The organism is Leptospira perdikensis (genome assembly GCF_004769575.1).
In the GTDB taxonomy this organism is placed as follows: domain Bacteria; phylum Spirochaetota; class Leptospiria; order Leptospirales; family Leptospiraceae; genus Leptospira_A; species Leptospira_A perdikensis.
Window position 1 is genome coordinate 672,095 of record NZ_RQGA01000014.1, and the last position, 22,175, is coordinate 694,269.

The 22,175-nt window shown below is 40.6% G+C and carries 16 protein-coding genes and 1 tRNA gene; 4 read left to right on the top strand and 13 right to left on the bottom strand.

What is annotated here, in order from left to right:
- Window positions 1–9: 9 nt before the first annotated feature.
- From EHQ49_RS15975 to rlmN, 6 genes are all read right to left on the bottom strand, one after another.
- Window positions 10–3,138 carry a TAT-variant-translocated molybdopterin oxidoreductase gene (locus EHQ49_RS15975; RefSeq protein ID WP_208732239.1) on the bottom strand — a complete coding sequence of 1,043 codons (3,129 nt, stop codon included), beginning with the start codon at window positions 3,136–3,138 and terminating at the stop codon, window positions 10–12.
- 24 nt (window positions 3,139–3,162) lie between these two features.
- Window positions 3,163–3,675 (bottom strand): cytochrome c3 family protein, encoded by a 513-nt coding sequence (locus EHQ49_RS15980; protein ID WP_081581578.1) that lies wholly within the window; start codon window positions 3,673–3,675, stop codon window positions 3,163–3,165.
- Window positions 3,676–3,948: 273 nt separating this feature from the next.
- Window positions 3,949–5,949, bottom strand: a complete 2,001-nt coding sequence (locus EHQ49_RS15985; protein ID WP_135580618.1) for a methyl-accepting chemotaxis protein — start codon at window positions 5,947–5,949, stop codon at window positions 3,949–3,951.
- A gap of 246 nt (window positions 5,950–6,195) precedes the next feature.
- Window positions 6,196–7,902: an ArnT family glycosyltransferase gene (locus EHQ49_RS15990; protein WP_135580619.1), complete on the bottom strand. Its 1,707-nt coding sequence runs from the start codon at window positions 7,900–7,902 to the stop codon at window positions 6,196–6,198.
- Complete coding sequence (locus EHQ49_RS15995) at window positions 7,899–8,183, bottom strand: Cys-rich protein (RefSeq protein ID WP_135580620.1); 285 nt, start codon at window positions 8,181–8,183, stop codon at window positions 7,899–7,901. The genes EHQ49_RS15990 and EHQ49_RS15995 overlap by 4 nt, the downstream gene beginning before the upstream one ends.
- A complete protein-coding gene (gene rlmN, locus EHQ49_RS16000; protein WP_135580621.1) occupies window positions 8,170–9,228 on the bottom strand; it encodes a 23S rRNA (adenine(2503)-C(2))-methyltransferase RlmN in 1,059 nt (352 codons plus the stop codon). The genes EHQ49_RS15995 and rlmN overlap by 14 nt, the downstream gene beginning before the upstream one ends.
- 214 nt (window positions 9,229–9,442) lie before the next feature.
- On the opposite strand from rlmN, the gene EHQ49_RS16005 reads away from it, so the two are divergent.
- Window positions 9,443–10,762 carry a sterol desaturase family protein gene (locus EHQ49_RS16005; RefSeq protein WP_135580622.1) on the top strand — a complete coding sequence of 440 codons (1,320 nt, stop codon included), beginning with the start codon at window positions 9,443–9,445 and terminating at the stop codon, window positions 10,760–10,762.
- On the opposite strand, the gene EHQ49_RS16010 is transcribed toward EHQ49_RS16005, so the two are convergent.
- Together EHQ49_RS16010 and EHQ49_RS16015 are read right to left on the bottom strand one after the other, a co-directional pair.
- Window positions 10,746–12,761: an LTA synthase family protein gene (locus EHQ49_RS16010; protein ID WP_244241514.1), complete on the bottom strand. Its 2,016-nt coding sequence runs from the start codon at window positions 12,759–12,761 to the stop codon at window positions 10,746–10,748. The genes EHQ49_RS16005 and EHQ49_RS16010 overlap by 17 nt on opposite strands.
- Before the next feature lie 22 nt (window positions 12,762–12,783).
- Window positions 12,784–14,019 (bottom strand): PQQ-dependent sugar dehydrogenase, encoded by a 1,236-nt coding sequence (locus EHQ49_RS16015; protein WP_135580624.1) that lies wholly within the window; start codon window positions 14,017–14,019, stop codon window positions 12,784–12,786.
- Window positions 14,020–14,092: 73 nt separating this feature from the next.
- Here EHQ49_RS16015 and EHQ49_RS16020 point away from each other — a divergent pair, with 73 nt between their 5' ends.
- Window positions 14,093–14,395, top strand: a complete 303-nt coding sequence (locus EHQ49_RS16020; protein ID WP_135580625.1) for a transmembrane 220 family protein — start codon at window positions 14,093–14,095, stop codon at window positions 14,393–14,395.
- A gap of 42 nt (window positions 14,396–14,437) precedes the next feature.
- Here the strand turns inward: EHQ49_RS16020 and sufB are convergent, their stop codons facing one another.
- From sufB to EHQ49_RS16040, 4 genes are all read right to left on the bottom strand, one after another.
- Complete coding sequence (sufB, locus tag EHQ49_RS16025; RefSeq protein WP_135580626.1) at window positions 14,438–15,832, bottom strand: Fe-S cluster assembly protein SufB; 1,395 nt, start codon at window positions 15,830–15,832, stop codon at window positions 14,438–14,440.
- 32 nt (window positions 15,833–15,864) lie between these two features.
- Window positions 15,865–16,458, bottom strand: a complete 594-nt coding sequence (locus tag EHQ49_RS16030; RefSeq protein ID WP_135580627.1) for a peroxiredoxin — start codon at window positions 16,456–16,458, stop codon at window positions 15,865–15,867.
- 35 nt (window positions 16,459–16,493) lie between these two features.
- Window positions 16,494–18,002, bottom strand: coding sequence for an ATP-binding cassette domain-containing protein (locus EHQ49_RS16035; RefSeq protein WP_135580628.1), 1,509 nt, complete (start codon window positions 18,000–18,002; stop codon window positions 16,494–16,496).
- Window positions 18,003–18,183: 181 nt separating this feature from the next.
- A complete protein-coding gene (locus EHQ49_RS16040; protein ID WP_135580629.1) occupies window positions 18,184–20,727 on the bottom strand; it encodes a hypothetical protein in 2,544 nt (847 codons plus the stop codon).
- Between the two features lie 162 nt (window positions 20,728–20,889).
- On the opposite strand from EHQ49_RS16040, the gene EHQ49_RS16045 reads away from it, so the two are divergent.
- Window positions 20,890–21,294 (top strand): PaaI family thioesterase, encoded by a 405-nt coding sequence (locus EHQ49_RS16045; protein WP_002973585.1) that lies wholly within the window; start codon window positions 20,890–20,892, stop codon window positions 21,292–21,294.
- Between the two features lie 4 nt (window positions 21,295–21,298).
- Window positions 21,299–21,385: transfer RNA gene (locus EHQ49_RS16050), tRNA-Leu, on the top strand.
- An 8-nt stretch (window positions 21,386–21,393) separates the two neighbouring features.
- Here the strand turns inward: EHQ49_RS16050 and EHQ49_RS16055 are convergent.
- On the bottom strand, window positions 21,394–22,167 hold the full coding sequence (locus tag EHQ49_RS16055) for a hypothetical protein (RefSeq protein ID WP_135580630.1): 774 nt from the start codon (window positions 22,165–22,167) through the stop codon (window positions 21,394–21,396).
- Between the last annotated feature and the right edge of the window lie 8 nt (window positions 22,168–22,175).

Consider the following 22,175-nt stretch of genomic DNA (forward strand, 5'->3'; position numbering starts at 1 on the left):
TTCTCCCTGTTAAACTTCGTTTCGAACGCGAGTCATGTAGCTGACAGCAGGTCCGATGTTTAGGTATTCCAGAAGTTTGTAAGACCTAGGGTCTTTCAAGAGCTTCGCTACTTTAGATTCAGGATCGTTTACGTTACCGAACACAATGGAATTAGAAGAACATGTTTGTTCACATGCAGCTTTCACTTCTCCATCTCGCAATGTTCTTCCTTCGTTTTTCGCTGCGATTTTTTTCTCAGCAACTCGAGAAGCACAGAAGTTACATTTTTCCATAACCCCACGAGAACGAACGGTTACATCTGGGTTGAGACCAAGGTTTCTTGGAGGGCGTGCCTTAAATGTAGGTGTTGCTTCGCCAAGTAAGTTGTGTTCATTCCAATGTTCTAACCAATTAAAACGACGCACTTTGTAAGGGCAGTTGTTCGAGCAGTAACGAGTTCCCACACAACGGTTGTAAACCATATCGTTGGTTCCTTCCGTACTGTGAACAGTCGCAGCTACCGGACAAACTGTCTCACAAGGAGCATTGTCGCAATGTTGGCACATCAGTGGTTGGTGCGCAATTTCGAGTGATTCCGGTTTTTCAGGATCACCGATGTAGTAACGGTCAATACGAAGCCAATGCATCTCACGACCCATTCTGACTTCATCACGTCCTACCATTGGCACGTTGTTTTCAATATTACAAGCAACAACACAAGCTCCACAACCAGAACAAGAAGTAAGATCCACAGCCATACCCCATTTGTATCCTGGGTATGCGAATTGGCTTCCTGGTTGGTCAGAAGGAGCGTTAGCTCCTTGGGCTCTTTGTAGTTTTCCATCGATTAAGATTTTTGGAATCTCTGGTTCAGGAATTCCTGCACCAGGATTTTTAGCATAATCTTGGAGTTTTGCAGAAATGATAAGAGGTCTTTCTTTCCACTCAACACCCATCATCACACCAGGGCTCATCATATGATGGTCTTGTGTGGTAGCGAGTTTGTATTTCTTTCCTGTAGGAGAGAGAGTGATCGAAAGTCCAGAGTAAACAAAGGATCCGTTTACTTCTGCTGCAAGAGTATTTGCATTTTTCCCTACTCCGTTTCCAATCTCACCCACGTTTGTTCTTCCGTAACCAAGAGCAATTCCCACTGCTTCTGGATGGAGACCTGGTTGGATGAGAGCCGGAAGTTCAAATGATTTACCGCCAACAGTGACTGTGACAACATCATTCAATTTGATTCCCGACGAACGAGAGTATTGTGGGCTGATCGCAACATAATTGTCCCAAGTGACTTTTGATACTGGATCTGGAAGTTCTTGGAGTTGCGAGTTGTTTGCTCTTTCGCCTGCCCCGAGTGCGGTGCTTTCGTAAAGAGAAACAGTTAAACCAGACTTAGAAGCCGTGAGAGGTGCGATGTTTCCGCGGAAGGAACGCGCGCCTTTGTCAGCTTTTGGATTACCAGAAACCAACACACCTTTTCTAAGTAGGTCTTCCCAGTTTGTTTTTTTAGAGTATTTTGTTTTGAGGTAGTCGTATAACGAACTCGCACCAAGGAGAGATCCGCCAGCCCAAGTGATGAGCATGTCTTCAAACGCTTTGGATTGGAAAATTGGTCGGATGGTAGGTTGTTGTACAGATACAATTCCTGCTACCGATTCGTTATCTCCCCAAGACTCAAGGAAGTGTGATACTGGAGCAAGCCAGTTGGAAGCAAGAGCTGTTTCATCCACTCGGTCAGAAACTTGTACTACTTGTGCTGCTTCGTGAAGGAGTTTTTTCCACTCATCTCCGTTTGGCGCTTGGTAGACAGGGTTCACACCGAAAAGAATAACCACACCGGCCTTTCTTTCTTTTAAGTCTTTTGCGAGAGTTTTTAAGTTTTCGGTATAGTTGGATCGTCCTTCTTTCAAAGGATTTCCAGCATCGATGGTTTTTCCATCGTTACCGAGCATGCTGTTTAACATGTTCACTGCGATTTGTAGATCAACAGAATCCTCAGTAAGAGTATTGGATCCACCAGCAACAACTAGAGACTCACCCTTTGCCGAAGCAAGAGCTTTCGCTGTGCGAAGAACGACTTCTTTGGAAATTCCAAGCTCCGCTGCCGATGTTTCTACGTTGATTCCAGAAACTCCGGTTGCACCACCCACTCCCAAATCAGAAAGAGCCTTAGCAATCACAAGAGCAAACTTTCTTTGGTCACCTGGTTTTAAAGGGACTCTTTGGTCAGCGTTGGAACCCGTCATTGACGGATGAGTTTCTGCCGCAATGAAAGCATTGAAGGATTTTACACCTTTGTCTTGCAGATCTCTTCTTTTAGAGAAGTCATTGTGGTAGTTTGTGTGATTTAAAAAGTCACTATCGATGGAAAGAATTACTTTTGCTTTGTCGAAATGGTAGTTTGGTAAAACAGCCTTTCCGTAAGATTTTTCTTGCGCAATTGTAATTGCATCATCAGAAGAAGCAAAAGCAACTTCGATGTGTTTTCCACCACCAACTGATTTTAAGAATTCAGAAATGAATTCTCCAGTTGCAGGAGAAGAAAGAGGTTTTGTAACAACAATGGTTTTCCCTTTGTTGGCATTTAGTTTCTCTTTTACAGCTTTGTCTAAAACAAACCAGTCACTAGACTTTGCAGTTCCATTCACCACTTGTTGTGGTTCTTTAGCACGGTCTGCATCATAAAGATCAAAGATTGAAGCTTGGCCAGAAGCACAAAGAGCACCTTCCGAAATAGGATGGTTTGGATTTCCTTCGAGTTTCAAAGGTCGTCCGTCTTTTGCTTTTACTAAAATTCCGCAACCAACAGAACATCCACCGCAAACTGATGCGTAGTGGTAAGAGTGTCCATGTTTTACGAAGTCGTATTGTTCTACTTCGTTATTGTCTGGGTTCTTGATGGTGAGGTTTACATAAGGAACAATTTTCTCTGCAGGTTTTTGGATACAACCAACCGTAGTCATAACTACAGAAGCACCCATAAACTTTAAGAAAGTTTTTCTGTCGAAATCACCCTTTTTGATTTTTGCAATTAGGGGATCTGGAGATTTATAGAACTCTTGCTTTTGCAATTCACGTTCGCGAGAAGTTCCGCGAAGTTCATAAGATTGCCAAAGCGATTTTTTTTCTTTTTGGAAACTATCGTCTTTCATCATAAATTATTACTTGTCTCCCGATTATCTGTGGCACGTAGAACAATCGTTAGGAGCATTGTTCTCTCTATGGCAATCGACACAAAATCCCATATTGAGGGACTTGGACTGTCTAACCTTTACCATCTCTGCCATGTTACCGTGGCATGTGGAACAATCGACACCGCGTTGTACGTGTCGTGAATGGTTGAAGTATACGAAGTCTGGTTGGTCATGGACCTTCACCCAGGATACTGGAGTGTTGCTATCGTACTGTTCTTTGAGCCATTTAACATGTTCTTGGTTTCCCGCTACGTTACCTGCTCCATGGCAGTTCATACAAGTGGAACTTGGGGGAACTGTGGCATGGGCCGAATTTTCAACACCAGTATGGCAATACTTACAGTCGATTTTGTTATCGCCGGCATGTATCTTATGGTTGAAGGGGATGGGCTGGTCGGGTGAATAGCCCACATAACGGCTAGGTGAAAAAATCAAATATGCTAAGGCTGCAATTGCAACGATAGGCACAGAGATCTTGAGTATTTTTATATTCATTCGCAGATTTCCTGAATCCGTTTACACTGTCTTCTGACAAGGAAAGGTAAAATCAGAAAAAAAGCAAGTATGTAAGGGTTTTGGTTGCGAAAAAACATGAAAAGAGACATAATTCAAAATTTTCTATGAACTTTCCTTATTGAAACCGAGTCTCAATAACTTGGGATAATGCCACCAAACAATCGTTATTTTTATTCTAAAATATTCAAATAGGATCACATAGGCCTAAGATTTGCATAAGGCCTACAAACAAACTACCAGAACCCTTTCCCATTACGTTTGCGAAATTCGAAATCGTTTCGTGATGGAACGCAAAGTGTCTGCTGCATGGGATAGACTTTTGGAGGAGGAAGCTACGAGATCGGACCCTGATGCAATGTGCATGGTTTCATTATTGATCCCAAGCACCGATTCTGAAATTTGTTGGATGGCTCGTTTCTGCTCCTCAATGGCACCACGAATGGATTCAGACTCACGACCTACCTCAGCGGAACGTTCATCGACTTCCTGGTTATAACTCAGTTGGGATTTAGTGGCTTCAGAAAGTCGTTTCATTACACTTTCCACTTCGGCTATATCTCGGATGATGAGATTGAGGAGTTCCACGGAAGAACGGATTCCTTTTGCACCCTCTTCCAATTCTTTGCTGTTCTTACCAATCATATCCTCGATGGCTTGGATGGAATGAGCTGTTTTATCGGAGAGTTTGGAAATCTCTTCTGCGACTATGGCAAACCCGCGACCTGCCTCACCTGCCCTTGCGGCCTCAATCGCTGCATTGAGGGCGAGTAAACTGGTTTGGTCGGAGATTTCATCAATGATACCGATCACTTCTTTCATCTCAGAAGAAGATTCCAAAATGACATTGATGACTTCTTTCATTTGGTTGAGTGATTCACCGCCGAGTTTGGCTTGTTTGGTAATGTTCTCTGTATTGGCAAGGGCCGCTTTAGTATCCTTTTCAATTTGGATCGCACCTTTCGACAGTTCCAAAATCTTTTGGTTGAACTCAACGATATTGTTATGTTGTTTTGCTGTGGATACGGCCGTTGTTTCCATGCTGGCGACCACTTCTTCTGTAGTGGCCGAGATCTCTTCCGAAGAAGCTGCTGTTCCTTGGGCCATATCAGAAAAACTAGCAGAAGACTCTCGTAATCCTTCGGAAGATGAAGCGATCTCCTCGGCTACCTTTTGGATTTCACCGAGGGAACTACGAATGCTTGTAATGAAACCATTGAGAGCCAAATTCATCCTTCCAATTTCATCATTGTTGGTAAGCGTTAATGATTCTGTTAAATCCCCTGCTGCCATTTTATCTAAAATTAATACGGAGGTTTCCAAAGGGAACAGACGTTTTTTTAAGAATCGGAAGATCCCCCAAACTACAAGAACTGTGATGATAAACACAACCACAAGAGCCGTGATTGCTACCTGAATGAATCCAGAATTCATATCAGATTTAGGCAGAACCACTCCAATGATGGTATTCCATTCTTCTAAACGTTTGATGAGAAGGGCATTGTCCTGCCCATTTTCTGTATATTCAAAGTAAGCACCATCTTTGGCTTCCAAGATGGGACGGCCTTCCGGAATTTTACTCAAATCGACTTTTAGAATTTTCGTTTTGTCAGGACCGGCAAAAACAACTCCCTTTGTGGTGATGGCTGTTACATAACCATTGGCGCCAACATGAATGCCTTCCCCCATTCTTTTGGAAACTTGTTCTAAATTCAAAGCGATCCAAAGAATTCCTACTAACTTTCCATTGTCTTCAATGGGAAAAGAAACCAAACTTACCGGCAAACCAGTGATAGGCGATTCCTGAACAGATCCAATTAAAAACTTTTTCTTTAGAGCGACAACGACATGGTCTCCTGTTTTGTCTTCCTCCAATTGGTAACCAATAGAACGGGGAATCCCGGCGGCGAAAATTTTTGCATTTTGAATGGGTGCTGATAAAAATATATTTTCATATTCGCCGTTAGCATCTTGCATAATCCCAACAAGTAAATTGGTCGCAAATTCAGCCTTACCCGATTGAAAGGATTCCACAATTTCTCTTTGTTTGGAAAGTAAACTTGCGATCCGCAGCTGCGATTTATAATAATTGGAAAGTTCGGCACCGGCACTTTTGCCTGCATTTTCCATCTCCCCTCGATACACTTTGACAAGGAGTCCCCAGTTCAGATACAAAATGAGAGTCGAAACAACAACGGACAAAACAAGAATCGAAAGAAAGGTATAGAGACCGAGGATGTATTTTAAACTTTTCATAGCACACCGTATGTGACGGGTATTAAACAGCAATTTTAGAAATTGAAAAGGATTTCTTAGAAAAATATTTCCAAAAAAAAGGGAAGGATCCAAATCCTAAATCTGGATCAGCAAGGCTGTTAGGGAGTATCACAAAAGAAGAAAAGGAAAAACGACAAAGAAACGAGACCTGGCTTGGACAAAAAAAAAGGCCCTGATTCTGACATCGAAGGGCCCTAAAAACCAGACTTACACAATTTAGCCTAGTTATACTTTCGAATTTTTAGAAGATTTCCCCTGAATTTTTTTTAGCCAAATCAAAGAAATTTTCTTTGTGACAAGGCCCCTCGTCTCTTTTTTCAAAAAACCAACGGTTGGAGTGGCCACTTTAAAGGACTCCCGCTCGAGAACCGGCTCTATGCTGTATCCAGACCCTACGAGGTCTTGCAATTGGGCGAGTTTTTCAGAAGGCAGGATGAGGAGCCTTTCTGGCTTTTCAGTCCAAAGTTTATCTAATTTCTCCTTATCATACACATTCCTAAAATTCCGTTCCGCATAAAAACCGTAGGAACGTTTGGAATTGGACAACCAAAAAGTATAAACCACAGGTTCGTTTGGTTCCAGTTCTTTGATTTTGGCACCAAACTCTTTGGAAGGTTGGTAACTTGTCAATAAAGGATAAAATTCTAAACTAATCGCACTGAAAAACAAAGTGGCTCCCACAAGAGTGACAAGCACTTCTAGGGGAATGAGTTGGGCCGACAATACAATAAATAGGATCCCAATGATTCCAAATACATAGTATAGAATTCCTACATCTGCTACAAAAACAGGGATGAGAAAGTATCCTACCAAATAAACAAGGCCAGCAATTAAGAAGGACGGACGAAGGCGTTCCACACTCGAACGAAATAAACTCTCTTCCGCAAGTTTTCCAAAATAGAGCGCCGCACCAGGAAGTACCCAATAGGTATATTGTGGGAGTGGAAAACGAGAAAACGAAATTAAAAACAAAAACAAAAAAACCCAGAATGGAATCACAAAATCAATTTCTTTGTATTCGTTGGCTCTAATTTTTCTGAGGATTTCCTTCCATCCAAATGACTTAATATAATTGTAAGTTCGAAAAGCGAGATAAATGATCATTGGCAAAACACCACTAAAGAATGCCCATGAAAAAGATTTATAAAAGTAAAATGGATCAAACTTCACATCATACATCTCTTTATAAAATCGCCCGAAAGACTGGATCCATAAAAAGAAGGAAGGACCATACGAGTTAAAACTTTTGTATAATAAAACACACCAAAAAGCAGGAAGGGAGGCGAGAACAAAAATACCTGTAGGTATTTTCATAGAAAGAAGTAACTTCCAATCTCTACGGAATAAAATATCTCCACCAATAGACAATGCAGGGATGACTACAGAAATTGGGCCTTTGGTGACAAACCCCATAGACATCATCAAATACATCAGATAGAAATAATTGGGATTTTTTTTCCTTCCAAGATAGTAAAAATGATAAGTAAAAACTAAATAAGCAGTGAGATAGACATCAATCTTTGGATCTACCACCATAGCATAAACCCCAGGTGCCAAAAGGTAAGCAAAAGAAGCAAGATATCCTTGTCTTTCTTTTCCACCAGTCAATAAGGTGATCCGATAAATTGAAAAAACGGAAAGTAAGGTGATAAGAATTGCTGGAATTCGAAATGCAATATTACTAATTCCGAATAAGGAAAAAGAACTAGCAATCGTCCAAAAAGTCAAAATGGGTTTATCTAAGTAACGTCTTCCATTATCAAATAAAGTAAAAAAATCTCCAGATAACACGAGTTCGCGACTAATACTAGCGTATTGCGAACTATCAATATCGATTACATCTAAAGGAAGAGTGAATAAAACCGGAAGGGATGCAAGAAGTAATAAAATTCGATAAAAAATTCTTTCTGAGGTGTTAAGTGTTTCTTTCATTCTAAAGTACCAATTTGGATGAGGCATTGTCCAAACCCTTTACAGGAATTGGGTTCTTGGTCATAACATTGAAGGATGTCACTATTGTGAGTGGTACATCCATCCATACATTGGATTCGGCCTGTACGTTTGACATCAGGTGCTAAGGTAAGTTTTAATTCTTCTTCCGTACAAGAAACAAATACTTCGCAAGCAGCTTGGCATTTTTTTTCCACTATATCTTGGCAATTTGCAAAACTGATAGCTATCGCAAGACTTAAGATCCATTTACCGTGTTTCACTTCGAATTCCTTTGAGTGCTAACATTCCACATGCGCCATTGATGTCCCGACCAGGACTCCTTCGGTTGAGAATGGGAGCTGTAGTTTTTGCTTTGAGATGCATTACAAAATCTTTGACTTCATCATCTGTTGGTCTACGCCAACCGGTAAAATCAGTATTGAGTGGGATTACATTGATTTTACATTTGTTTACAGAACGTGCGATTTTTGCGAGTCGTTCCGCATTATCACGACCCATATTGACATCAGGAATCATTACATATTCAAAAGTAATGGCCCGGTCGAGTTCCTTTGTAAACTTTTTAGCGGAATCAATCAATTTCTCTAACGGGTGTTTGTCGTTTACATCCATTATAGAAGAACGAGAATTAGGATTGGGGTGGTTCAGAGAGATTGCAAAATTAAACGGCTCTTTGTTTTCAATAAAACGATTGATCCCAGTGGTCACACCTGCGGTTGAAATAGTGATCCGCAGTGCCCCGAGACCAAAACCTTCCTGATCACGAAGGATATGTGCCGCCTTCATCACAGAAAAATAATTGTGCATGGGTTCGCCCATTCCCATAAAAACGATATTAGTCGCGCGGTCCCCCACTAGGCGTTCAACTTGCAAAATTTGGTCGAGGATTTGCCAAGTGTGTAGATTGCCCTTGTATTCCAAAAGGCCCGTCGCGCAGAATTTACAATTGAGGGTACATCCAATTTGGGAAGAGATACAAATGGTTTTACGGCCACCATCACCTGAAGGAATCCAAACGGCTTCGATCTCTTTGTTTTCACCCACATAAAAAGTGAATTTCCGAGTCCCGTCCTCTTTGGAGGCCAAGTCTCTTCCGATTTCAATTTCCGGGTAGGAAGTATGTTGTTTTAGTTTTTCACGAGCTTCTTTAGAAAGTGTCGTGAACTGGTCTAAATTCGTATAACGGCTCTTATAGATACCCGTATAAATTTGCGCTGCTCGGTATTTTTCCAGACCCAAGGAAACACATAACTCTTCTAGTTCTTTTTTGGTTTTCCCTTTGAGAACCGGTATTTCCTCTTTCATATGTTTGGATGATCCACCTTTAGCCAATCTTTTCGGTGCCCCCCGTAGGGACAAGAATTTCCGGCAATTCATTCAGTCTTACCCTAGAATCTCTTTAGGAACAAGTCTAAAATTGAATTCTAGAACGATTCTTAGTGAAATTACTGAATCTAAATGGACATTGACTTACATACAGAGATTCAAAAGCCTAGTATCTAGTGAGGAAAATATACGAATGAATAGCGACGCCTTTATGGAATATGCCTTTATCGTCATGGTCGCGCTGATAGGTATCGAAATTTTTGTTTCCTACATCAAGGGAAAACAATACTACCGATTGAACGTTCTCATTGCTGATGTGAGTACGGGAGTCATTTTTGCATTGATTGGGGTGGTAATTCTACTCGGAGCCCTTTATGTTTATGACCAAATCGAGAAAAACTTTTCACTTTCTACGCTTGGATACAATTTCTTTCCATTAGAAAGCCCAGTGAGTTTTTCACCGAGTTTTTCTGTGAACTGGTATGCATTGGGAGTTTGGAGTTTTACGATTGTCTTAGCTGATTTTATCTATTACTGGTTTCATAGACATTGCCATGAAATCAATTTGTTTTGGGCAACTCATGTCACTCACCACTCTACACAAGAAATGAATTTATCCGTTGCCTTTCGTGGGAATGGATTACAAAGAATATTCGAATATATTTACTTTTTATCTATGGCACTGCTTGGAATTCCAGGAGCGATGTTTTTACTGAGCCACCGAATTCTCAAAGTATATCAATTTGTGGTCCACACTCGTTTCATCGGAAAACTAGGATTTTTGGAACAGTTTATGGTGACTCCCTCAAACCACAGAGTCCATCATGGAATCCAACCAAAATACATTGACCGCAATCACGGTGGCATCTTTATCATTTGGGATCGTATGTTTGGATCCTTTGAATGGGAAGCGGAAGAACCTATCTACGGTTTAACAAAACCTGTCAATTCCTTCAATCCGATCACAGTGAACCTCCATGTCTTCAAGGATATGTTTCTACAAATATTGCATTGTAAGTCTTTTGGTGATGTTTTTAAAACCATCTTTGGACCACCAGGTTGGAAACCGGCTTACTTAATCACAAGTGCTGATGCCGCCCCAGAACCGAACAAAGTCGTGAAGTACGATCCCAAACCTCCAATGGGTGTTATGATTTATGTGGCACTCCAAGCGGCAGTTCTTATGGGAGTAGGTCTTGTGATTTGGAAGGTAGCAAAAATCAACCTAGAAAAAGATATGGTAACTCTTGGAATTTTATCGATTGTGATTGTCTTCAGTTTGTTCTCCATTGATCGAACCATGGAGATGAAACGATGGTCGAGAAGAACTGAAGTGGTAAGGAACGTGCTCTTTATTTTGGCATTTGTTTCCGCACTGGTTTATTCCAATATTCCCAATATTGAAATCTTTGCCATCCCACTCATTGGCCTCTCGTTTGTATCCTTAGTTTGGATCATCCTCAAACGAAAGACCTTCTTTGATTTGAGTAATATTTCTAATACTTGGTATTAGATCGAATCTCTTTTAGAACGGACTCCGAAGGGAACAAATGGTTCGACTTCAGGAGTTCGTCTCCAAAATTCAAAAAAGCCTTTGTTTTATCCCCATGTTTTTTACATAAATTGATATCTTGGTAACATAGACCAATATCAACAAACGGCGGTTTGATGGTTTTTGTCTCACCTAAACCACCTGCAACTGATTGGTAATATAAAAAATCGTCTTCAATCCATCCAAAAATATTTCCGTATGCAAAATAAGCTGACTGGCCCTTTACTTTTCTCAAGTCCCGACCCATTACACTAAAGTATACTTCCCTTTCCATAAATCCAAGTATGGTCGGAATTAAATCCAATTGAGAAGTAAAATCCTCGCGTAGTTCCGATTTGATCTTTCCTGGAGCATAAATCAAAAGAGGAACATTCCGATCCTCATAATAATTGAGAAAACGATGGTGGCTATGGTCAGAGACAAAAAAGAAAATGGTGTCTTTAAAATAAGGAGCTTTTTTTGCTTTTTCCAAATATTCATTTAAAGCAAAATCTGCGTAATGAAGAACGTTTAGGTATTCGCTGTCTTGGGTTTCTTTTCCAAACAAACGATATTTTTCCTCTGGCACTTTATAAGGATAGTGAGTGGTTCCTGTATGAATTACCGAAACAATAGGTTTGTCTGGTTTTACAAGAAGGAGGCGTTTGTGCATGGCATCGAGTGAGGCTTCGTCCAAATAACTCCAAGGCCCTGTTTTGTATTCAGGAACTTTTTCTAATTCATTTTTACCGACCAGAGTGTCAAATCCCCAGTGGTACATGATACTTCCCTTATTATTAAAACTGAGATCGGTTCCTGTTACAAAAAGAGTTTCATACCCAATGGTTTTCGCAATATTTCCAAGTCCTGAAAAACGATTCAGGATTTGTGGCGTACGAACAGCCGTTAGACCTGGCCTATCAGGAATTCCTCCCATTAGGGCCATAAGACCATTTGTGGTTCGTCCCCCACTTGCAAAAAAATTCTTAAAGAACATCCCTTGTCTTATGAGTTGATTAAAATAAGGTGTGACTACTTTCCCTTCTACCTTGCCCGTTCCAATGATATCAATGAACTTCCCCGTCCAACCTTCCAAAACAATGACAACAATATGAGGTAAAGGTTTGTTTGTGTTTAGTGTTGTTTTACGGAGTAAAGGATATTCCTCACTCACAAAGTTGGCACCAGGATAACTCACTTCTTTTTGAACAATGGCACTAGCATCGACAAGTTTCATAAAATGGCGGTCATCAACTTTGGTCATCTTTAGGTCTGTGATCACAGTAAAACCAGGATTTAGAACCAAATCATTGGTGATGGTTTCCTTAGTGATGATGGCGTCACTTGTCCTAAGGGGACTTGTTTGCACTCCTCCTCTGATTCCAAGAACCAAAAGAGCTAGAACCACAAGAAACTGCAAACTCGCCCACTTGTAATGTAAATTGATATGTGTGTAAGGGAACTTAGATTGAATTTTATAAATTCCAAAACAAATTCCAAAAATTACAAGAAGACCGAACAAAAATAAAAATGGATTTTGAGAAAATGCGGATCCCACAAGAGGTAACATCTCAAATCCAAGGTAAGCAAAGGCTTCATATCCTAAATGTTTATTTCCGTTCTCATAATAAATCAAATCGGCGATGAGAAGGAATAATAACAAAATGATAAAGACTACCGGCAATGTTCGCCACACAGCTCTATACACACGATTTCTATTCAGAAAGTGCAAAGTGGAGTAAAGTAAACTAGCGCCAAGTAACACGCACAATACGGAGATATCAAACCTGGCACCTTTGATAAATGCCTTCAGAATGATCCAAACAGATTTGTCATTCATCCGATAGGAATACATGACAAAAAAGGTAGCGCGGTAAATCGTAAGAAATACAATTCCAAGTCCAGCAAGAAGTAAATGAAACCGAATGTAAAACGGCAAATGCGAAAATAGTTTTTTCATAAATAGGAGATTAAAGTGCATCCATAGGGGTTTTTTATTTTGATTAAGGTTTTACCATTTTATAAATGGTTCCCGATTGGTAGTCTGCCACAAAGATTTCTCCATCATTATCCCGACCAAATGTCGGAATGAGTAGGTTCCATTTTCCAAGAGTTATGGTTTCTGTTACCTTTGTGTTATCTCCAGGTTTTGGAACAGGGATTGCCCAAATTTTTCCTTGGATAAAATCACCAAACACATACATTCCTTTCAATTCAGGAATAGCGGAACCAGTATACACATAACCGCCAGTGATGGATTGTCCTTCGTCTCTGCCATATTCATAAAATGGAGGTTCGTAAAGTGCCGTATTACATCCATCGGTAAAACAATGGAATCCTTCGGTTTGGTTCCAACCATAGTTTTTTCCAGAAAGGATGATATCTACTTCTTCATAAGCATCTTGGCCCACATCAGCTACAAGCAAACGTCCGTCAGGTGAAAAACTCATTCGCCAAGGATTACGAATTCCGTACGCAAAAGTTTCTGGAGCGAAACCTACTTTTCCCACAAATGGGTTGTCAGAAGGAATGGAATAAGGTTTTTTCGATTTGGAGTCTGGAGTCACACTGATTCTTAAAATAGATCCAAGTAAAGTGTTTGGATTTTGTCCGTTGTTTTTGGGGTCGGCTCTCCAACCACCGTCACCTAGTCCAATGTATAAATGTCCATCCAGACCAAATGCCAACTGCCCCCCGTTGTGATTGGGATAGGGTTGTTCCACTTGTAATAACACTCGTTCGTTGACAAGTTTCATATTTTCATAGTTAGTTGGATTTTCCACGACCCATTCAGAAACGATGGTCACATCTTTGTTGTTGATCGCGTTTACATAATTGGTATATAACTTTGGTTGTTTAGGAAATTGTGGATGGAAGGTTAGACCAAGAAGTCCTTCTTCGCTATCCGTAATGACGGGGAATTTGGCAAGGACACGACTTGTCTTTTTTTCCCGATGGAATAGAATCATATTCCCTGATTTCTCAAGGGCAAATAAAAAGGGAGTGTCCCCTGGAGGAAATTGGATGTCTGTGGGTTCCTTTACCTTTACGACTTCTTGCAAAGAAATGGCTACTTGTTTGCGACCAGAATCGGCACCAATAAAGAGAGGTTTAGATCCAAGGACCTGCCCATCGGTTTCATACTTTTTATTGTAGTTTTTTAGGATGCTACGACCTAAATCATCACAAGCTACGGACAAAGACAAAAAGGAAAACAATACAAAGAGTTGGATTTTCATAATACTTAAGGTTCCCCACATAAGATAATTGGCTTGGATTTGTCTCCGCAATCAAAAAACTTTGACGACATCTATGAAACTCTTTCGAATTCTTTCCGTCCCGACCTTCCTCTATTTTGCTTATTTGCAATTGAATGACCCAGACCCCTATCTTTGGTTCCCGATCTACGCATTTGTGGCTATCGTTGCCCTTGCCAGTTTGTTTCGCAAAATTCCTAGATTTGTGGGTTTCATTCTCATACCCATTTATTTAGTTTTGGCGGGGTATTACTTCACACAAACACCATACTGGGGAATGGAAGTAGAAGAAGTCAGAGAGTTTTTTGGCCTTCTCATTGCCAGTGCGGCTTTGACCTTACTTGTTTTTAAAAAATAGAAACCTTTACCTGGAAAAATCCTAAGGACGACCAGCCGAAATTTATGTTTCGGCGATCACCTTACCATCTTCCAAAATCATTTTGATGAGTTTAGTCATCTCGACGGAGTATTCTACATCCAAATGTTTGGTTACACCTTCACAAAATCCATTGATGATGAGTAACTTCGCATCGTCTTCTGACATCCCGCGTGATTGCAAATAAAACAACTGATCATCATCGATTTTAGAAACAGTGGCTTCATAGTTCAGAGTTCCCTCTTCCCCTGAAACATCATTATAAGGGTAAGCGTGAGACTGAGAACGATTGTCCATCATCAGTCCATCACATTTGATATGACTGTAAGATCCCTTACTGGAAGGATCGAACTTCACAAGACCACGGTAAGAATTAATTCCTCCGTCAAGAGCAACTCCTTTGGCAAGGATATTGGATCTAGTATTTTTTCCCACATGGATGATCCGAGCACCCGTATCTTGTACTTGCCCACTGCCAGCAAAAGCTAGAGAAAGTACATCCCCAGTAGAATGATCTCCTTTTAAGATGATCCCAGGATATTTAATGGTATTGGCTCCAATATTACAATCTGTCCAAGTGATATGGGCGGCTTCTTCGCAGATCCCACGTTTCACGGTCCAATTGTACATATTCTTTTTCCAATTCTGAATGGTGGTATAAAAGATCTTTGAATTTTTTTTAGCTACAAGTTCGACAACGGCAGTATGAAAATTGGTTCCTTTGTCTTGTACTGACGTACAACCTTCGCTGTATTCTAAATGAGCTCCTTCATCGGCAATGAGAAGAGTTCGTTCATATTGTCCGGAACTCGCAGCAGTCACTTTAAAATAAGCCTGAAGTGGCATCGGAGTTTTGACTCCCTTAGGAATATAAGCAAAAGAACCACCACTAAACACAGCAGAGTTGAGTGCGGAGAATTTATTATCTCCAATGGTAATCACAGTTCCCAAATATTCTTTTACCAGTTCTGGATACTCTTTAATCGCAGTGTCCATATCACAGAAAATGATACCAAGGTCTGTGAGTTCTTTTTTAACATTGGCATAAATGGTTTCGGAATCGTTCATAGTTTCGATTCCGGCAAGGTATTTCCTTTCGTGTTCAGGAATTCCTAATTTTTCAAAACTACGTAGAATTTCTGGATCTACTTCGTCCCAAGATTTTTTCTTCTTTTGATTGGAACCTACATAGTGTACATAGTCATCGATATTGATATGAAATTGGGGAATAAAACCCCAAGTAGGCATCGGTTTTTGTTCATAGACCTCAAAAGCCTTTAAACGAAATTCCGCAAGCCAACTTGGTTCGTTTTTGATATGAGAGATGGATTCCACAACCTTACGAGTGAGTCCCTTTGGAAAATTATCAGGTTTATAAAATTCGAAAGGTGCCTTGTCTAAACTGGCTGTAGATTCCATATTATCTCCCTTCTCTATCTCAGAGAATCTAATTAGTTGACTGAAGAGAAGTAAGCTTTGGATCCAGTAGGATCTGCTTTCATTGTTTTTTTCCCTTCATCCCAGTTCGCTGGACATACTTCACCATGTTTTTCCACAAATTGGAAAGCTTTGATGAGGCGAACAGCTTCTTCAATGTTACGTCCCACAGGAAGGTCGTTAACAGTTGCTTGGCGAATGATACCTGCAGGATCGATGATGAAAGTTCCTCGAAGGGCAACTCCTGCATCAGGACCTGACTCAATTAACACTCCAAAAGCCTTCGCAATCTCTTTTGTTTTATCAGCGATGAGAGGGTATTTGATCTCTCCAATACCACCTTCTTTTCGGGCCGTTTTTTTCCAAGCTAAGTGCGAAAATTCGCTATCAACGGAAACACCCAAAACTTCGGCTCCGATCTTCTTAAAATCTTCGAGTTTGGCATCGTATTCAATAATTTCTGTCGGGCAAACAAATGTAAAATCGAGTGGATAGAAAAATAGAACCACCCATTTTCCTTTGTAATCGGACAATTTGATTTCTTTAAAATTGTCCCCGATCACAGCGGTTGCTTTAAAATCAGGGGCATGTGATGTCACTTGTGGCATAAAGTCACTCCTTAGAATTATTCTAAGTACAATGATTAGATTCTGTCTAGATGTTTTTGGGTCAGGGACAGGTTTTCCAAAGACCATTCTTCCTTTGTGATGGATTCGACAAAACGTCTGTCATGGCTCACGACCACTAAGGCTATGCTAAGCGACCGAAGAGAGTTCTCGAGGGCTTCCAAAGATTTTATATCCAAATGGTTGGTTGGTTCGTCTAAGAGGAGGATCTCTGGATTTGTCTCCAAATGGAGAGATAAAAATATTTTTTTAATTTCTCCCGGGCTAAAACGTTTTGATTCAAAAACACGTTTCGGATCACTGCCGAGCCTGTGTACTCCTGAAAGAACCTTAGCTTTCGTATCTGCTTTTAGATTTTGGAATTCCCTTTGCAAACTTTGAATCTCTTCTTTGGAAAACTCTTGAGGCAAATACAGATAAGGAATATGTTTTTCTTCAAATTGTTTTGCTAAAAACTTAAGCAGTGTGGACTTACCGGCTCCGTTGTTTCCAGTGATCGAAATTTTAGACTCAGGTAGAATTTGTAAATGGGCATCCAAATTCAATTTCATAAAACCAAAATCAAAACTCTCCTCAACAGATAAAAACAAATGTTTCCTTTTTGAAGTTTCTGTTTTCCAAACAATTCCCAAATTTTCTTTTTCAGGAAGTTTGGCAAAAATCTCATTTTCTCTTCTCTCTGAATGTACGAATCTTTTATCTAACTGTTGTTTGAGTCGACCAGCTTGTCCATCTTTCCCACTCACCCTAGCTAAGTTCTTTTTCTGACGACCGTCATGGTCATGAAGGTCCAAACCTTTTTTCGACCTATGTTTGTGTGATAAACTGGCTTCTTCCCTTCTACGACTTAGCTCCGCTTCTAGTTTTTTTCTCTCAATCCGAGCCGTTTCCCAATCATGAATTCTTTCCTGTGTTTCTCTTTCCATTTCCTTTTTGCCTTCGGAGTAATTTCCTGACCGTTCTAAACAAAAGTTTTTCTCTAGAAAAATACAATGGGTTGTTAGATCATCTAACAAAGACCTGTCATGACTAATCAAAATCCCAATTCCTTGATAATGAGATAAAGTATTACCTATGATTTGAATGCTGTCCAAATCCAAATGGTTTGTGGGTTCATCTAAAATCAAAACTTCAGGATCTTCCGAAAGTGCCATTGCTAGAAGGATCCTTCGTTTCTCCCCAAAACTTAAATGATCATAATCTTCTTTCGAATCGATATTGATTTTCAAAAGATTTTTATAACGACCCGACACTTTCGAATCATCATATAAAAAATCTTCCAAACTTTCCGTAGTAATGAAAGTATCTTGAGACACGTATCTTACCGATCCATTCCCTTGAATGGATCCACTGTAAGGCTGAAGATCACCGCTAATGAGTTTTGCTAAAGTGGATTTTCCACTTCCATTCTTTCCTACAATTCCTGTCCAACCGGGACCAAAGTGGAGGTTGAGGTTTTGAAATAAAAACTCAGATTGTGAGTCGTATAAAAAGTTTAAATTATGGATGGTGATATGTTCGGACATGCGACGAGCTCCTTTAGTTTCCAAATGGGGAAATAGGTAAACAAGTCTTGTCCTAAAGAATTAGGAGAAAGATGGATTTAGAATTTTTGTTTTTGCTTACCTATTTTTGGTTTCGCAATCTCATCGGATTATACCTCTCTTATGAATCTTAGACTGTGAAAATGAAAAAAGTTGTCAAGGTTTAGTTACCTTTGGCCATAAGGAATTTTTCCATAAACTCTGTGATATCTCTAATGTTTCTATTGATCATCTTACGAAGTTCAGGAGGTATATTTTGAGATTTGATCACACGGTAGTAGTTCAATGCATTTTTTAACATCTTACGGCGTGCAAACTCCTGAGCTTTCATCAACATAGGTTTGTATTTATAATAAGAATATTCCATAATCGAATAGTTCTTCGACAAACGAAACGCATGTGGGATCTTTCCAAAATCATAAGTAAGAGTTAGGAAGGGTGCATCATCCGCTTCAGGGGGTTTTAGTTCCAAAACCCCATGGATGATTTTTTCTGGTTCGTCTTCTGTGGCTTTTTCAGCCATTTCATCCAATGGAATGGGAGATTCTTCATCAGCAATCTCACCCAAGTTTCCATCGACGATTTCAATTTCCGGTGCTTCTGCATCCTCTAGTTGAGGCCCTTCCCCAGCACCAGGTGCACCAGCTCCCTCACCCAGTTTACGTTCGCGGAAAACTTCGTCTGCATCAGGAAGACCAATCCTTAAGTCTTCACTAGTTAACGGACGATTGGTGAGCTCAACCTGAATTGGTAAATCCGTTTCAATTATAGTTTCTGACTTTTGTTTGTTTGGATCTTGAGCTTCCGGAAGATCGGTCTTCGGAGAGATCAACTTCTCCGTTTGTGGATCAATCGGGTCAGGAAGTTCTAATTCTTTTCGAAGAGCATCAGTGGTTGTTTCCAACCAATTGGGTTCTCCCTCTGGGCCTTTCTCTCTTGGATGGAGAGGTGGTTCTTTTTCATCCCTACGTAAGTCATCTGCATCAGGAAGGCCAATGGGTTCAAGGTCCCAATCTGGGAATTTCAAACCAGGTTGGTCAGGGAAATAAGGTTTTAGTAAATCATTGAGAGAGGCTTCTTCCCCTCTGGCTTCCAAGTCCTTTGCTTTCTTTTCTATTTTTTTGAGAGCTTGGTTTTTTAAGAAATCTTCTCGTTCCTTAAAACGATCTTTTTTTCTTCTATCCTCACCCGAACGCCGATCCTTTCTTCCTGCAATGTTGGTTCGCCTATCAGCATTTTTTCTTCGTTCGTCGCCACTACGCCTATCTACAAGAGGAAGGTCTTTAAACTGTTTCCAATCATTGGAGAAAAATGTATCTTCAGGAAGGTCAAGCTCAGATACATCTTTTTTCGAAATTTGATCAGCAAGCGTCTGTAAGTCGATAGGTTGTTTAGGAGTCCCAGGACTTCCTGAAACACCGGGCAATCCTGGCATTTCGGGAGGAACGTAAAAAGGGCCAACAATCCCTGATCCAGGAGGTGCCATTGGAGCACCAGGCATTCCACCGGCAAGCCCACCTGTCGTTAAACCCTGGTTTAACGATTGTAAAAGTTGATCCTGATTTTGAACTGCTTTAGGATCAAATCCAGGTGATTGTGGTGAAGATTGTAAAAACTGATAAACAATTGGATGCACCAATTGGTTTCCCCCAGCAACCGACTGGTTGACTTGAGGGGATGAGAGAGGGGTTTGCGACTCCGGCTTTCCTTGGGGTTTATCAGAAGAACTCGGTGGAAGCGGTGGAGGCAGTTGTCCCGATGGTTGGGGTAGTTGTTGCGGTGGTCCTTGCGGAAAATTAGGAGGAGGATTACTCTGTGCAAATTGAATGGCACGAGCGATAGACTCTGCAAATAGTTCGGATACTTCTTTTAAAGCACCAACAAGATCGTTTAAGTCCTTGTCTGGTTTTGCACCAACTCCCGGTTTCGTATCTTTTTTCTTTGGTTTCTCTTTGACTAACGGATCCGCTTTGGATGGATCCCCTTTCCCACCATCTCCTTCTTTCGGGGGAGGTGGATTGTCTTCCAAAAACTCTTCTAAATCCTGGATGTTTTTCTTTATTTTTTCTTTGATTTCTGGATCAGGAATTCTATGTCCCGTCCTCTCAAAAATCTCAATGGCTTCCTCTACTTGCTCTGCTTCAACCAGTGCCTCTGCATTGAGGAGTGGTCTTCTATGAAAGGAATACTTCGAGTTCTTGGAGATGATATCATCTGCAGAAAAACTAATGTCCGGAGTTTCGCGTCTAGGTCTATCTCCAGATACTGGAGAATCTGATCCGGTTTCTCCAAAATCGCCTAACGGCAGATCGCTGAGACTTTTGGGAGGTTTTTGTTTATCTCGTCTATTTCGTCCTGCCTTCGGTTCCTTTCCTCCACCAACTCCTGGTTCGTCGGGACCATCTCCCTCTAAATCCAAATCAGACAATCTTTCCGATAGAGGTTTTGGTTTGGATTTTGGTTCTTTGGGCTCTGTTTGGAAATTCAATTCCTGCCCACGCCCACCACGCGCGGGTTTTTCTTGTTTGGAGGATGGCGATGGTGATCGAGGTAACTCGTTTTGTGCAGATTCTTTTTGTTTTTGTCTTCGTTTTTGACGTGGACTTAGGTCATCATTTGACCTACCTCCCCCCTCGCTACGAGCGATATCATTGAGGTCGGCACCTGTGCCAGAAAGACCGAGTAACATCATGAGGGTGGTTATCATAAAAGGGTTCTACTCTTTATTTTCGAGGTTTCATCACCACTAACTTAAGGTATAATCAAAGAATATTCGATTTCCTAGCATTTTACGGGGGTTTTTGAGCCAAAATGACCGCAAGTTCTTTTTCTGCTTGACACAAGAGAAATTCTTGCGTTCCATGGTGGCATGAAATCCGTTGCGAAAAAAAATCTCAGCTTTGCCTCCTCACCGGACAATGCAGACGGGTTGCAGTTAAAAATCACATTCGACGAAGACACGAAAACTGCCTTCGGTGATTACACCTGCCCCGAAAAATACCAGGGTTTACCGGATCAAATCCACCCAGGAATTATCTCTACCATCTTAGATGAAATCATGGTCAAGATCAATGAAGCGATGAATTTTGAAACCACTACGGGTGAATTGACAATTCGTTTTTTGCAACCTGCTAAAGTGAATGAACCATTACACTTACGCGGATGGTTTGTGAAAAAGAACAAAAAAATCATAGAAAACCGTGCTGAAATAGAAAATGAGATCGGCAAAATAGTGGCCCGCGGAAAAGGTAAATATATCGAAGCTGAAGACTGATTATGCCGATGTGGTGGAATTGGTAGACGCAGTGGATTCAAAATCCACCGATGGTAACATCATGCCGGTTCGATTCCGGCCATCGGTACCAACAGTAATTTAGTTCGAATCCCTCTCACAAGCCTTTAGATAAAAATCCTCTTCGATTCTATCGATGGCTTGTAAGATTAGGGTTATCTCAGAAACCTTCATCTCATCAAAGATTCCTCTCCCCTCTTTTAAAATGGAAACTCCAAGAGTAATTCCTTTCCTGTCATCTTCCGTATAAACTGTACCCTTTGATTCCATCTTCACAAGTATATCTTCCATAATCAGGATGATCTTTCGAATGAGTTCTGCATCCGAAAATACTTTGAATAAACCACCAATGTCCTTTCGAAATGCATCTGCTTTCTTTTTTTCCACTTTTGCGATCAGTGTTTCCATCGCAAATTCTGAATTCAGTAGTCCAACTTGGTTTTCCTGGCGATCCAGCTCCATCACAAGTTCTTCTTCAAACTGGTGAGCTGTCACATAAGAATGAAGTGCAGCAAGCCCCGCCTTTAATGCCATCGGGAAATGTTTTCCAAATCGAAAGATCGACATGGCCAAGTTTCCAAGAATGCCCCAAATTTTTGTTGGATGGTTCACAAAACCAGATAACGCATCAAAGGCGGCATCAAGTTCTTTTCTTTTCGAAAATTCAGGGTAAAGATATTCCAAAAAGAAATGAAGTAGTTGGTCTATTTTAGATCTTGGGATGGAACCGAACTCTGGATAATGTTTCAGGTTTTCTTCTGAATATCTTTTTTTAAGAGAGGTTTGATACATAACAATCAACTCTTGAAAAAGGGGATGGTTTAAAACTTTTGAAGTTTCTTTTTTCGGTTTCACAGGTAGTT